14 protein-coding genes are annotated in these 13,998 nt (G+C 65.0%); 2 read left to right on the top strand and 12 right to left on the bottom strand.

What is annotated here, in order from left to right; genetic code table 11:
- Positions 1–40 precede the first annotated feature (40 nt).
- The 9 genes from ACTIEZ_RS11075 to fabD form a co-directional block, all read right to left on the bottom strand.
- Positions 41–895 (bottom strand): SH3 domain-containing protein, encoded by an 855-nt coding sequence (locus tag ACTIEZ_RS11075; RefSeq protein WP_439546738.1) that lies wholly within the window; start codon positions 893–895, stop codon positions 41–43.
- A 116-nt stretch (positions 896–1,011) separates the two neighbouring features.
- On the bottom strand, positions 1,012–1,995 hold the full coding sequence (locus tag ACTIEZ_RS11070) for a hypothetical protein (protein WP_439546737.1): 984 nt from the start codon (positions 1,993–1,995) through the stop codon (positions 1,012–1,014).
- A gap of 14 nt (positions 1,996–2,009) precedes the next feature.
- Positions 2,010–2,747: a lysophospholipid acyltransferase family protein gene (locus tag ACTIEZ_RS11065; protein ID WP_439546736.1), complete on the bottom strand. Its 738-nt coding sequence runs from the start codon at positions 2,745–2,747 to the stop codon at positions 2,010–2,012.
- 14 nt (positions 2,748–2,761) lie between these two features.
- Complete coding sequence (locus ACTIEZ_RS11060) at positions 2,762–3,385, bottom strand: YdcF family protein (protein WP_439546735.1); 624 nt, start codon at positions 3,383–3,385, stop codon at positions 2,762–2,764.
- A complete protein-coding gene (mltG, locus tag ACTIEZ_RS11055; protein WP_439546734.1) occupies positions 3,382–4,347 on the bottom strand; it encodes an endolytic transglycosylase MltG in 966 nt (321 codons plus the stop codon). Before mltG ends, ACTIEZ_RS11060 begins: the two co-directional genes overlap by 4 nt.
- An 11-nt stretch (positions 4,348–4,358) precedes the next feature.
- Positions 4,359–5,621, bottom strand: coding sequence for a beta-ketoacyl-ACP synthase II (gene fabF, locus ACTIEZ_RS11050; RefSeq protein ID WP_439546733.1), 1,263 nt, complete (start codon positions 5,619–5,621; stop codon positions 4,359–4,361).
- A 194-nt stretch (positions 5,622–5,815) separates the two neighbouring features.
- Positions 5,816–6,055 (bottom strand): acyl carrier protein, encoded by a 240-nt coding sequence (locus ACTIEZ_RS11045; protein ID WP_439546732.1) that lies wholly within the window; start codon positions 6,053–6,055, stop codon positions 5,816–5,818.
- A gap of 343 nt (positions 6,056–6,398) precedes the next feature.
- A complete protein-coding gene (fabG, locus tag ACTIEZ_RS11040; protein WP_439546731.1) occupies positions 6,399–7,139 on the bottom strand; it encodes a 3-oxoacyl-[acyl-carrier-protein] reductase in 741 nt (246 codons plus the stop codon).
- Positions 7,140–7,230: 91 nt separating this feature from the next.
- Positions 7,231–8,166 carry an ACP S-malonyltransferase gene (gene fabD, locus ACTIEZ_RS11035; RefSeq protein ID WP_439546834.1) on the bottom strand — a complete coding sequence of 312 codons (936 nt, stop codon included), beginning with the start codon at positions 8,164–8,166 and terminating at the stop codon, positions 7,231–7,233.
- A 306-nt stretch (positions 8,167–8,472) separates the two neighbouring features.
- On the opposite strand from fabD, the gene ACTIEZ_RS11030 reads away from it, so the two are divergent.
- Entirely contained in the window at positions 8,473–9,570 is a 1,098-nt protein-coding gene (locus tag ACTIEZ_RS11030) for a tetratricopeptide repeat protein (protein ID WP_439546730.1), read from the top strand.
- A gap of 77 nt (positions 9,571–9,647) precedes the next feature.
- Here the strand turns inward: ACTIEZ_RS11030 and ACTIEZ_RS11025 are convergent, their stop codons facing one another.
- The 3 genes from ACTIEZ_RS11025 to ACTIEZ_RS11015 all read right to left on the bottom strand — a co-directional run bounded on the left by ACTIEZ_RS11025 (position 9,648) and on the right by ACTIEZ_RS11015 (position 11,220).
- Entirely contained in the window at positions 9,648–10,280 is a 633-nt protein-coding gene (locus tag ACTIEZ_RS11025; RefSeq protein WP_439546729.1) for a superoxide dismutase, read from the bottom strand.
- A gap of 170 nt (positions 10,281–10,450) precedes the next feature.
- Complete coding sequence (bfr, locus tag ACTIEZ_RS11020) at positions 10,451–10,930, bottom strand: bacterioferritin (RefSeq protein WP_439546728.1); 480 nt, start codon at positions 10,928–10,930, stop codon at positions 10,451–10,453.
- 116 nt (positions 10,931–11,046) lie between these two features.
- Positions 11,047–11,220, bottom strand: coding sequence for a (2Fe-2S)-binding protein (locus ACTIEZ_RS11015; RefSeq protein ID WP_439546727.1), 174 nt, complete (start codon positions 11,218–11,220; stop codon positions 11,047–11,049).
- An 851-nt stretch (positions 11,221–12,071) separates the two neighbouring features.
- Between ACTIEZ_RS11015 and ACTIEZ_RS11010 the strand changes: the two genes are divergently transcribed.
- On the top strand, positions 12,072–13,925 hold the full coding sequence (locus ACTIEZ_RS11010; protein WP_439546726.1) for an alkyl/aryl-sulfatase: 1,854 nt from the start codon (positions 12,072–12,074) through the stop codon (positions 13,923–13,925).
- Positions 13,926–13,998: the final 73 nt, after the last annotated feature.

The raw sequence follows: 13,998 nt of genomic DNA, 5'->3' as shown, positions 1-13,998 counted from the left end.
CCTCTCCCTGCCCGCCGTAACTTCCGCCCCTGCGGGCAGCCTATTTCAAATCTTCAACGCTCACCCAGCCGCTGCTGCCGAAATTGTCGGCCAATTCCACAAACATGCCTTCGCGCTTGCCGGTTGGCTTCAGGCTGGTGCCGGCGCGCAAGCTGCGCACCACGGCCGCCGTCTTGTTGGGCGCAGCGAACATGGTTGTATCCACGGCCACCTGCGCGCCCGGTGCAGCAGCCGCCACGGCCTGCACCGGCACTGCGGCGGCCTGCAGCGCGCTGCCCTGCGCCACTACGGCATTGAACGCCACGATGAACGCTTCGGCCAGCATCTTGCCGTCCTTGCTGTCATAGCCGGCCTCGCTGGCGCCGATGCCAACGGCGCCCATGCCGCCAAAGCTGATGCTGCTGGATTTGGCATCGCCCGAACCTGATGCGATGGTCATGCCGTTCTGCGGGCTGATCATGCGAATGCCGGCTGCAATGGTCTTCTTCTTGCCGCCCATGCCGCCGAACATGCCCATCATCCCGCCCACACCGGGGATGCGGGCCAGCGCGCCCGACCGCACCAGCGCTTCGGTCGCCGCGGTCTTGGCGACATCGACGCCCTGATCCACCTCCTCCTTCGAACCGGCGATCACATTCATCAGGAAATTCGCCGGCGTGCCGCTGGCCGGATTGTGCAGCGTGAAACAGCCCGATTCCTGTGCCATTGCTGCCACCAGCGGCCGCGGCGAGCCCAAGCCGAACTTGGTCCAGCCCTGGGTGTCGCCATCGACCAGCGCCACTGTGCCCAAAATCGCCGGGCATTTCGCCAGCGCGGGCGCCGGCGCATCCTTGGCCAGCGCCGGCGCCGCCATCAGCATTGCCAGCGCAGCGGCCGGCAGCAGGTTCGTCCTCATGATCCTGTCCCCCAATCAACCCCGGCATCCCGGGTGAGACAGAATCATGCGCCGATTGGAGCCTGCTAGATTGTAAAAATCCGACAGCAAACGTGACAAATGCAAGATCGAAATGGTTAACGCAATCGCGGACAAGCCGGCAATTGCGCCCGCCGTGGACGGGTGGCGAGATCGGCCGGCAGCCCGCGCAGCGCCACCGCACCACCGGCCGGCAACGCGGTTTCAATGGTCAACTGCACCGCCGCACGCAGCCGCTGTTCAGTAGGCGCCGCCGTTCCGGCCAGCGCCGCCTGCACTGCCAGCGGGCAGACGGTGCGCAGGGTGCCGGCCAGCCGCAGGCCCGACCCGACGGGCACCAGCGTGCCATCCAGCGCAAATAACTCCCCGGTGGCGTCGCGGCCACTGATCACCAGATCGACACTGCCGCCATCCGCCGCCCAGCGGAGCCAATCGCCGGGCCGCACCGCGCCGCGCAATTTTGCATCACCGGCCAGGCTGATCGCCGCGCCATTGCCGATACGCAGACCTTCGCTGCCGATCACCAACTGCCCGCGCTGCGGCAGGCTGGGATCGGTGGCGGCACCTGTGGCGCCCGGCTCGATCTCGCGCGCGTGCAGTTCCAGATTGTCGGCTGCAAACGCCGGGCCATCGCTGCTCAGCCCGATCCGGCCTGTCGCACCCGGCAGCACGATCGAAAGCCGTGCCAGCCGGCCGGATTCAAGTTTCAGGCTCGCCGTGCCGGCCGGCGCTGTCACCAACGGCGCCAATCCCGGCAGCATGGCCGCCAATTCCACACCTTCACTTTGCAATACGGTCAATTCCGGCCGCCACGGCCCGCGGTTCACCCGCACCCGATCGACGGAGGCGCGCAGCCCAGCCACGCCGGCATGTGCCAGTTGCACGCCGGTCAGTTCCGCCTCCAACCGATAGGGAAAGCCGCTCACGCTCACCGGTTGGCCCGGAAACCAGGCGGCCAAGGTGGTTTCGAACTGCGCCGCCCAGCCGCGCCACAATTGGCCATAGAGCGCCAGGCCCAGGATCAGCGGCAACAGCGCCAGCAACAACGGCCAGCGGCGCCCCCCGGCTTTGGTCTGTGTCATTTCAAACTCGCAGCTTAGATTCGAAAGGCGTTGATCGCGGCATGCACCCGCGCTTCGACGTCGGCACGCGGCAGGCCGGGCGGGATAGGTGCGCCGATCTTCAGATGCACGGTACCGGGATATTTGACGAACCGCTTTGGCCACACCGTGCCGCTGTCCAGCGCCACCGGCACCACCGGCAGTTTGAGCATCTTGTAGAGGCCGGCAAAGCCCGCCGCCAGCGCCGGCGTCTCGCCGACCTCCACCCGCGTGCCTTCCGGAAAGATCACCACTGGCCGCCCCTGCGCAACGGCCTTCTGCGCCTGGCGCATCATCTCGCGCAGCATGCCGGCCGATCCCTGGCGATCCACAAAGATCGAGCCATGCCGCGCCGACGCCAGCCCCCAGATCGGGATCGCGCGCAATTCCTGCTTCATCACCACCGCCGGGCGCTGGAACCACCACAGGGTCAAGATCGCCTCCAGCGCGCTTTCGTGTTTCAGCGCAAACAGGTGCGGCCCCGGCGGGATGCTGCCGTCAATGTCGATCCGCACCCCGGCGACCACCCGGCTGGTCAGCCGGAACCAGCCGGCCCACAACTGTGGCCCGATGAACAGCAACGGACTGCCGCTGTCCCTGGGCGCAATCAGCCCGAGCAGCAGCGCCAGCGGCACCAGCACCAGCGAGCCACCCAGAAAGGCGATCTGGAACAGGCAGGTGCGCACGAATGCCACCATGGTGGCCAGCACGGGCGGCGCGGACGTTTCAGCCATTGCTGCAGGCCCCATCACGCCACCCCGGCCAGCAGCGCACCGCGGCGCAGCAGATATTTCGAATATTCGAACGCCAGGCTTGGCGCCGTGGGTTCCGATGGCACTGCATCCTGGAGCACTTCGATATCGGCCGGCAGCACCCGCGCCAGTTCCAGCCGAGCGCGGCGCATGTGCCCGGCCGACGTCACCAGCCGGATCGAGGCGAATTTCTGGCTCGCCACCCAGCGCGCCGTCTCTTCGGCGTTGGACCGCGTGTCGATGGCTTCATAGCCCAGATCGGTGGTGCGAAGGCGCCGTGTCGCAACGCCAAACGCCGCCGCCAGTTGCCGCCGGCTGGTGTTGGCACCCACACCCGACACCAGCATGCGCCGCGCCGCGCCCTGCTCCACCACCGCCAGCCCGCGCCGGAAGCGGCCCGCGCCGCCGGTCAGCACCACCACGCCATCGGTCTTCGCCGTCATCGCCGCCGGGCCGGGCAGCGCCAGGCTGAACCAGATCAGCCCCAGACACCAGGCCAGCAGCGGCAGCGCCGCGATGCGCGCAACCCACAACCACGGGCTCGGCTGCCGCTTGCGCGCCGACGACGGGCGAAACGGGACCGGCTGCTTTGCGCTGCGGAAGGCGGGCCTGCGGCTCACATCTCGCCACGCTGGCGGCGCAGCGCGAACCAGCGTTCCACATTGCGATTCTGTTCGGCCAGTGTGTTGGCAAACACATGGCCACCAGTGCCATCGGCAACGAAGTAAAGTGCATCGGTTTGCGCCGGATCAAGCACGGCGCGGATCGAGGCCAGGCCCGGATTGGCGATCGGGCCTGCCGGCAGGCCGGGTTTCAGATAGGTGTTGTACCCGGTATCGCGCTGCAATTCCGATTGGCGAATGCGTCGGCCCAGCGGCTTGCCCTGGGTGATCGGGTAGATGACGGTCGGATCGGCATCCAGCTTCATGCCGATGCGCAGCCGGTTGCTGTACACGCCCGCGATGGTGCGGCGTTCGCTGGCCTTGCCGGTTTCCTTCTCCACGATGCTGGCCAGGATCACTGCCTCTTCCGGCGTCTTCACCACGGCGCGCGCGCTGCGCTTGGGCCATTCCTCCGCCAATGTCTTGGCCATGGCCGCCTGCATGCGCTTGATGATGGCATTGCGGGCTTCACCTGGTTCATATTCATAGGTGTTGGGCAAGATGCTGCCTTCGCGCGGCGCCGCCGCCGTGCCGGACAGGCTGCGCAACGCATTGAGCCGTTCGGCCACCTGCACCGATGGCCAGCCTTCCGGAATCGTCACATACAGATGCTCGACCCGGCCATCCTGCAGGGTTTTCAGAATGTCGCGCCACGCCATGCCGCGCGCCAGGCGATAGCGACCGGCCTGAACGGGTTTGTCGCTGCCCAGCACTCGCGCCAGAAAGGTGAACTGCCCGGCGGACTGTACCAGCTTGGCATTCTTCAGTGCGCGCGCCACTTGCCCAAGGCTGGCGCCGCGCTCCACGGTGAATGGCTGCGGCATGCCCAGTGCCGATCCCCAGCCGAACCACGGCGCCACGCCCAGCGGCAATCCCAGCACCACCAGCAGCAGAATGAAGGCCAGGCCAGCGCGGCGCACGCGTCACCCCATCACAGGCCGCGCATCACCAGCGTGGCATTGGTGCCGCCAAAACCAAAACTATTGTTCAGCACAGCGCGGATGCGGCGGGGTTTGGCGACATGCGGCACCAGATCGATGCCAGCACACGCCTCGGACGGGTTATCAAGATTGAGCGTCGGCGGCGCCACCTGGTCACGCATCGCGAGCAGGCAGAAAATCGCTTCCACCGCGCCGGCGCCGCCCAGCAGGTGGCCAATCGCGGATTTGGTCGACGACATCGAGACATTGGTGATGGCATCGCCAAACAAGCGCCGCACCGCGCCCAGTTCCAACTCATCACCCATCGGTGTCGAGGTGCCGTGGGCGTTGATATAGTCGATATCCGCCGGGTTCAGGCCAGCCCGCTTCAGCGCCATCGCCATCGACCGATAGGCGCCCGATCCTTCCGGATGCGGCGCCGTCACGTGCCAGGCATCGCCGGTCAGGCCATAGCCGATGACTTCGCCATAGATCTTGGCGCCGCGGGCCTTGGCGCGCTCATATTCCTCCAGCACCACCACGCCGGCACCTTCGCCCATGACAAAGCCGTCGCGAGCCTGATCCCAGGGCCGGCTGGCGCGCGTGGGATCATCGTTGAAATTCGTCGACAGCGCGCGGGCCTGCGCGAAACCGGCGATACCGAGCGGGCACAAGGCGCTCTCCGCACCACCCGCCAGCATCACATCGGCATCATCCAGCGCGATCATCCGCGCCGCATCGCCAATCGCGTGCGCGCCGGTCGAACAGGCCGTCACCACCGCATGGTTCGGCCCCATCAGGCCATATTTGATCGAGACCTGGCCGGAAATCAGATTGATCAGCCGGCCATGCACGAAATGCGGCGACACGCGGCGCGGGCCCTTTTCATGAAGCACGATCGATTCCGATTCGATTCCGGGCAAGCCGCCGATGCCGCTGCCGATCGAGCAGCCGGCGCGATAGCGTTCTTCCTCGGTCATGTCGGTCAGCCCGGCATCCTCGATGGCCTGGCCGGCGGCGTCGATGCCGAAGATGATGAACGGATCGACCTGGCGCTGCACCTTGTAATCGACGCGCTTGTTCGCATCGAAGGTCATGCCGGACCCATCACCGGGCTTCACTTCGCCAGCGATGCGGCAAACCTGGTTGCTGGCATCGAACCGGGTGATCGGGCCGATACCGGATCGCGCTGCCAGGATATTGGCCCAGATGGTTTCGACATCACTGCCCAGCGGGGTAACCAGTCCCAGCCCGGTAATCACGACACGGCGCATCGGCGCTCCATTCTATTCCGCTGGCCCGGTGGCTGGCACCGGCCCCTCCCCAACCAATGTCTCACATGCAGGGCCAAAGCGCAAAACGGCCCTTCGCTCATTTCGAACGAAGGGCCGCTGTCTTGGTTCCGCTGCACCGCCGGCCGGCCCTTCAGCCTGTGTCCGGCGATGGGGTCATCATCAACCCCAAGCCTTCAACCCTTGCTGTTTTCGCCGATGAAATTGATTGCATCGGCCACAGTCAGGATCTTTTCGGCGGCATCGTCGGGGATTTCGACGCCGAATTCTTCTTCGAACGCCATCACCAGTTCCACGGTGTCGAGGCTGTCCGCGCCCAGATCGTCGATGAAGCTGGCGGCTTCGGTCACCTTTTCGGCTTCCACGCCCAGATGCTCAACGACGATCTTCTTCACGCGTTCGGCGACATCGCTCATGTTCGGTCCTTCAGGTTGCGGCTTTGGTTCGCCGGCAGGTTGGTTGGAAGCTACTCGCCGGCGATAGCCCGATGGCGAAATTGTGGCAAGAGCGCTGCGCAGCGCCGCGAGCGCGCGTGCCGCGCGCCGACAGGCGCAAGCTCGGGCGGGCGGGCGGGCGGGCGGCGCGCACCTGCGCGCCGAACCGCTTCGACGACGCGGCTTCGCTGCGTTCTTCCGTCCTGCTTTCTTCATCACGCAAAGCGAACTCGGCGGCTCCGCCGCCGGCCGCTCGAAGCAGCCGACATTTCGGCCTGGCGCCGCGACCCGCCCCCGGCCCCTTCCGCAAGCGGGCGGGGCGCCGTCACCCCAAGTACATGCCCCCGTTGATGTGCAGCGTCTGCCCCGTCACATACGAAGCCTCCCGCGACGCCAGATAAACCACCCCCGCCGCAATATCCTCGCCTGCCCCCAGCCTTCCCGCCGGGATTCGCCCTGTCAGCGCATCCTTCTGCGCGTCAGGCAACGCGTCCGTCATCGCCGACACAATGAACCCGGGCGCCACGCAGTTCACCGTGATACTCCGCGACGCCAGTTCCTGCGCCAGGGCTTTGCTCATTCCGATCAGTCCGGCCTTGGATGCCGCATAATTGGCCTGTCCTGGATTGCCAGTCACGCCCACCACACTGGTGATGGCGATCATCCGCCCAAAACGCTGCTTCATCATCGGCCGGGCGGCGGCGCGATACAGGCGGAAGGTCGATTCCAGATTGATGCGGATCACATCCGACCATTCCTCATCCTTCATGCGCATCGCCAGATTGTCCCGCGTGATGCCGGCATTGGCGACGAGAATATCCAGCCGGCCGCCCAAGGCCTCCACCGCCTGTGGCACCAAAGCGTCCACCGCAGCCGAGTCCGACAAATTGCATGGCAGCACCACCGCATCGGGCCCGCAATCGGTCGCTACCGCTGCCAGCGCTTCGGCCCGCGTGCCGGACAACACCACCCGAGCGCCCTGGGCGGCCAGGCTGCGCGCAATCGCACTGCCGATGCCGCCCGAAGCGCCGGTCACCAGCGCGGTCATGCCTGTCAGATCGAACATCACGAAATCCCTCCTCTTCCGACGGCGCGGGCGACCCGTCACCCCGCCGCGCTGGCGCGCGAGTCGCCCTCTCCCTCAATTGGAGAGGGGTCTACAGTGACTTCGCAATCGCCTCCACACCCGGCATGTCCACCGCGGTGATCGTCGGCACGTCGGGCGTGATGCGGCGGATCATCGGGCCCAGCACCTTGCCGCCCAGTTCCACGAACCCCGTCACACCCATATCGGCCATCGCCAGCACCGATTCGCGCCAACGCACCGTGCCGCAGACCTGATCCACCAACAGGCGGCGGATATCGTCGGGATCGGTCACCACCCGCGCCGTCACATTCGCCACCAGGGCTACCTGCGGCGCATGCAACGGTGCCGCTGCCAACGCCTCGGCCATGGCGTCCGCCGCCGGCTGCATCAACGCACAATGAAATGGCGCCGAAACAGGCAGCAGCACCGAATGGCGCGCGCCTTTCGCCTTGGCCAGGTTCATCGCCCGCGCCACCGCCTCGACATGACCCGACACCACGACCTGGCCATTGGCATTGTCGTTGGCGGCCGCACAAATCTGTCCCTGCGAGGCCTCTGCCGCCACCGCCGACACTGTTTCAAAATCCAGGCCCAACAATGCCGCCATTGCGCCCACCCCCGGCGGCACTGCAGCCTGCATCGCCCGCCCGCGCAGCCGCAGCAGCCGCGCGGTGTCAGCCAGCCCCAGGCTGCCTGCGGCACACAGGGCTGTATATTCCCCCAGGCTATGCCCCGCCACAAACGCAGCTCTGTCCGCCAGCCGCATCCCTGCCTCGGCCTCCAGCACCCGCAAACAGGCCATGCTCAAGGCCATGATCGCCGGCTGGGCGTTGGCCGTCAGGGTCAGTTCGTCCTCCGGACCCTCCCACATCACGCGGGACAGGCGCTCGCCGAGCGCATCGTCCACTTCTTCGAACACGGCGCGCGCGTGCGGGCTGGCGTCGGCCAGGCCCTTGCCCATGCCAACCGATTGGCTGCCCTGGCCTGGAAAGATGAAGGCGCGAATGGTCGGTCTCCCCAATTGTTACAGCTGCGGGCGGCGGCGCTGCGTCCGCAATATTGCAGCGGCGGATAGGCGCTTCACCGCGCCCGTGCAACCACAGGACGCCGGTAAGGCGATTTGCCCCGTTGCACACGCAAAGTGTTCCGCTAAGGGTTCATACTTGCTTTGGGAGGAAGCGAGGGGGGATTCGGCGGCACGGGATCAGTGTGCGCCCTCCACTGGCATCCATCCAGGCGCCCGTATCGCGACCACGTTCATTTTGTGGCCATCGGTGGCGGGTTATGGGTCTGCAACAGCCAAGGAAAAGCCATGTACAAAACCGCCCGACTGTTGATTGCCACTTCGCTGCTTGCCGCAGCGATCCCGGCCGCCGCCGCCGTGTCGCCAGCCGTCGGCAAGGCACTCAACGCCGCCGCTGCCGCCGCAAAGTCGCGCAATGCCGCCGGCGTGTCTGCGGCCATTGCCCAAGCCCGCGCCGCAGCCTCAACTGCCGAAGAAAAACAGAAAACGGCGCAGATGGCCGGCTATGCATTCACTGCCGTTGGCCGTTATGCCGATGCCGCCGCTGCACTGGAATCGGTTGGCGCCCCCTGCAATCAACTTGCTCCGCTTTATTATCAGGCCGGACAGCTCGACAAGGCGGTCAGCATCGCCAAGGGTTGCGGCGGCGAAGGCATGCAGATCCTGATGGCGCAGGCCTATACCCGCCAGGGCAAGCACAAGGATGCCATTGCATCGTACAACAAGCTCATCGCCAGCAACGGCCCCAAGGCGCTGTATCTGGAAAATCTGGCTGGCGCCCAGTATAAATCCGGCGACAAGGCTGGTTATCTGGCCACCACCACCCGCCTGATCAAGGTCGATGCCTCGCCGGCGCGCTGGAAAGCCCTGCTGACCAATTTCCAGCAGAACAACATGCGTTCAGAATCGAAACTGGCGCTGTATCACCTGATGTTCAGCACCGGCACGTTGGAACGCAAGGAAGATTATCATGATTTTGCCAAGCTGGCGCTGATCAACGGCCAGGCTGCGGTGGCCAAGGCTGCGCTGGAAAAATCCGGCGTGACCAGCGATCCGATGGATCAGAAGCTCGCCGAAGCCGCCGCCCGCGCCGTCGCCAAGGAAGGCCCGGAAGCCATCAAGCTGTCGGCCAGCCCGGCCACCGCCTTCAAGGGCGGCAACGCCTGGCTCGGCATCAATGAATATGGCAAGGCCATTGCTGCATACGACAAGGCAATTGCTGCCAATGGCAATGACGCGGATTATGCCCGCGTGTTCAAGGGTATTGCTGCCACCAAGGCCGGCCAGAAAGCCGCTGCCATCGCCACCTTCAAGGCGGTGGAGGAAAAGAGCGGCATGAAGGACATCGCCGATCTGTGGAGCCTCTACGCAAGCTCGCGGGGGTAATTGGCCGCGGTTGGTTGAATGCCGACACAGAAAACGGGCCGCTGTGGGACACCACGGCGGCCCGCTTCGTTTGAGCCTTACTCCGGATACAGCCAGCCCACTTCATCGGCCAGCGCGGCCGCATATTGCGCTTCGGCCAACGACCAATTGGCCATATTGCCGACAAACGCCTTCAGGAACCCGCCGCGATCGTTGCGCCAATCGACATAATAAGCATGTTCCCAAACATCACACACCAGCAGCGGCATCACCGGCTGTTCGATCCACACCGGCAACGCATCGTGGGTGGAACAGATGGACAGCGCACCATCGGCATCGCTGACCAGCCACGCCCAGCCCGACCCGAACTCTGCGGTGGCGATCTTCACGAACTCGGCGGCCATGGCGTCGAAATCGCCGAAATCGCGCACAATCGCCTCGGCCAGGGCACCCGCGGGCCGCGCATCCGACGGCGGCGCCAGGCTGGCCCAGAAAAACCCGTGATTCCACGCCTGCCCGGCGGCGTTGAACAGCGCGATATTGTCGGCTTCGTCGGCATTGTCGACGATGGTTTCCAGATCGGCGTCGGTATCGTCGGTGTCGGCAATCATCTCGTTGGTCTTGGTCACATAGGCCGCAAAATGCTTGCCATGATGATATTGGAACGTCTCGGCCGAAACATGCGGCGCAAGCGCGTCGGCTGCGAACGGCAGCGGCATCAAGGTGATCATGATATTCCTTTCAGGGGCGGCAGCACATGGCCCGTCAACAGGCCAACGCCGCAAACGGCGTTTCGCCCCATCCGCCCATCAGAACAACCCCACGCACGGCAGGGCGGCAATCTGCAGCGGCAGATTGCAGCGCAAGCCGATCGCAATCAGGGCAACTGGCGGAAGCGACCCTACTCCCCGGCGGGCTTCGACTGCAGCTGGATATAGTTCGCAATCCCCATCTGCTGGATCATCGTCTGCGCGGTCTCGATGAAATCGACATGCTCTTCCTCGGCGCGCAGGATTTCGGCGAACAGGTCGCGCGACGGGTAATCGCGCACGCTTTCGCAATATTGGATGGCATCGCGCAGCAGGGCGACGGCTTCATGCTCCAGTTCGAGATCGGCCTGCAGCACTTCTTCCACGGTTTCGCCGACCCGCAGCCGGCCGAGCTGCTGCATGCCCGGAAAGCCATCCAGGAAGAAGATACGCTCGATCAGCCTATCGGCATGCTGCATTTCCTCGATGGATTCGTGCCGCTCATAGGCCGCCAGCTTCTTGATGCCCAGATTGTCGAGCAGGCGATAATGCAGCCAATATTGATTGACCGCGGTCAGCTCGCCTTTGAGCACGGCGTTCAGATATTCGATAACCTTGGCGTCGCCCTTCATGGCGTGTCTCCTGCGTTGATGCAGGACCAATGCCATCCGAATTTGTATCGGTCAAGAAAAACCGTGGAATTTCTGATACTTGCTGGTGAAACGCACTCGCAGTAGCATTGGAGCGATCAGGCGTAGGTGCTGGCCTGGGCCACGACTTCGCGCGCAAACGGCAGGCACTGCCCGCATTTCACCTTCGCACCCAGATGCGCATAGGCCGCCCGCGGGCAGGCCTTGCCGGCCGCACGGGCCGCCTGCTTCACATCACGTTCCTTCAGGGCATTGCAGACACAAACGTACACGGCGCGTCCCCAGCACAGCCCTGACCGACTCACCGGCTGTTGCAAATCGTTATCACGCATCCCGACTGCTAATGCAAGTGGTTCGCAGCTCCGGGAACATACGGAGCCGACAGATCGGGCAGGCCAGCGCCGTTCCCGAAACGGCGGTTGTGGGATGGAAAATGCACCGGCCGTTGGCCGCCCGATCCGCCAAATGTATTTTACAAGGTTAGCAAAGTTCGCCTTTTGCAGGTTTTTTGTCCAGTTTGCTTGACACTTTCGGCGCCCACACGCGGCGCCACCTGCGAAGGAGCATGGCATGAAATGACCTGTGTAGGACAGACGGCGCATCGACTTGGCCGCACAAAAGGCCGTTGCAAACAAGCGATGTCTGGAAGGGAGGAGCGCGGACGGGCGGCTGTGGGGACGCTGATCCGGCGAAGCAGACGTTCACAAAAGCAGTACTGCCCGGCGGCTTTGCGCCCTCATCACGGACGTTCCGGTACTCCGGCACCATTCCCAGAAGCCGCCATTTACGAGGGCCTGTGCCCGGTTCGTCAGAATGACTCGGCTTGGGACATTGCCGCCATTTCTGGCAGGGCCGCTGAACAACGGCTTCCAGCAAGAGCTGACGCTGGAGCGCTAACTCGTGTAACTTCGCCGAATAGCCGTGGGCGGGTTTCAATAAGTGGCATTAATTACGGCCTTGGCCTTCCTCGTTGAGGCCACTTTGGTTCGGCAAAGTTAACCTGTAAGTTCCCAAGGGCCTGGTGGACCGCTATTTGAAGGGCCTGCCTGTCGATCCGAAGTCATTGTTGTATGGTGGTGTTCCGGGATAGGCGCTGGAAGACGATCCCGGGGGAGACAGCGACATGGACCTGACACGGAAGACCGCCACCGAGGCGACGCGGGCGGCGCATTCGGCCATGGAAGCGGCTCTGCCCGCCGATGACGGCAGCGATTTCGTGCTGGCAAAGCGCGGCTTCGTCGGCTCGATCCCCGACGCTGACGTGCCCGGCGCCTGGAGCCAACGTCCCTTCGCCTTTCTGGAGGGCAAGCGGCCCGACACAGTGAACCCCAGCCTCTGGCGGCAGGCGCGGCTCAACGCCCATCACGGCCTGTTCGAGGTGACGCCCGGCGTCTACCAGGTGCGCGGCTTCGACATCTCCAACATCACCTTCATCGAAGGCAAGACCGGCTGGATTGTCATCGATCCGCTGACCTCGGCCCAGCCGGCGGCAGCTGCGCTGAAGCTGCTGCGTGACGAGAAGGGCGACAGGCCGGTCAGCGCGGTGATCTACACCCACAGCCATGTGGACCACTACGGCGGCATCCTGGGTGTCGCCTCGCCGGAGGAGATCGCCGCGGGCCTGCGGATCATCGCCCCCGAGGGCTTTCTGCAGGCGGCTGTCGCCGAGAACGTCCTGGCCGGCAATGTGATGAGCCGCCGGGCGACGCACATGTACGGCGGCCTGCTGCCCAAGGATCCGCAGGGCCACGTGGACTCCGGGCTCGGCAAGGGCACGTCCACTGGCCGTGTCGCCCTGGTGGCTCCCACCGAGTCCATCACCCACACCGGCCAGACCCTGACGGTCGACGGGGTCGAGATCATCTTCCAGGTGACCCCAGACACCGAGGCGCCGGCCGAGATGAACTTCTTCTTCCCGAAGTTCGGCGCGCTGTGCATGGCGGAGAACTGTACCTGTCACCTGCACAATCTGTACACGCCGCGCGGGGCCCAGGTGCGGGACGCAAAGGCATGGAGTTTCTACATCGACGAGGCGTTGGCGCTGTTCGGCGCGGATACCAGGGTGATGTTCGCGAGCCACCACTGGCCGCGGTGGGACGCCGGTCCGGTCCGCCGTTTCCTGACTCAGCAGCGCGACCTCTACAAGTACATCCACGACCAGACGCTGCGGATGGCCAACCATGGGCTCAACGCCACCGAGATCGCCGAGGTTCTGCGGCTGCCGCCGACCCTGGAAGCCGAGTGGCACACGCGCAGTTACTATGGAACGCTCAGCCACAACGCCAAGGCGGTCTACCAGCGCTACCTCGGCTGGTTCGACGGCAACCCGGCCAACCTGCACAAGCATCCGCCCGAGGCTGCGGGCCGGCGCTATGTCGCGGCGATGGGCGGGGCCGAGCGGCTGCTGGGGCAGGCGCGCGAGGCGTTCGCCGCGGGCGACTATCGCTGGGTCGCCGAACTGGTCGGCCATCTTGTGTTCGCCGATCCGGCCAATCTGGAAGCCCGGGCCCTGCAGGCCGACGCTTTCGAGCAGATGGGCTTTCAGGCGGAGTCCGGGCCCTGGCGCGACTTCTACCTGACCGGCGCCCAGGAGCTGCGATATCCTAGGCCGCCCAGCGCCACGCCGCGCCAGGCCTCGGCCGGCCAGCTTCGGACTATGCCTACCGATAATGTGCTGGATTCCCTTTCGGTGCGGCTGAACGGCGAGAAGGCCGGGGCGACGGAGATCGCGTTCACGGCGGTCTTCACCGACACCGGCGAGCGCTTCGCGGTCAGCGTCGAGAACGCTGTGCTTCACCATAGGCCTGGCGCGGGCGGCCCGCAGGTCGAGCTGACCCGGGACCTTCTGGTCGATCTGGTGCACGGCGCAAAGGCGCCCGACGAAGTTGCGCTGGAGGGTCCGGGCGCGGGCGCCTTGGTTAGCCTGCTGGCGCTCCTGGACCGCTTCGACCTCTGGTTCGAGATCTCGGCACCCTAGACTCGATTGCATGGTGACTGAATCGATTTGGGATTCCCAAGGTGACTGATTTCTGATTCACCCTGATTGCTGG

It is taken from the genome of Sandarakinorhabdus sp. (genome assembly GCF_051860625.1).
Classification (GTDB): Bacteria; Pseudomonadota; Alphaproteobacteria; order Sphingomonadales; family Sphingomonadaceae; genus Sandarakinorhabdus.
This window is presented reverse-complemented; position numbering and strand designations above follow the sequence as displayed.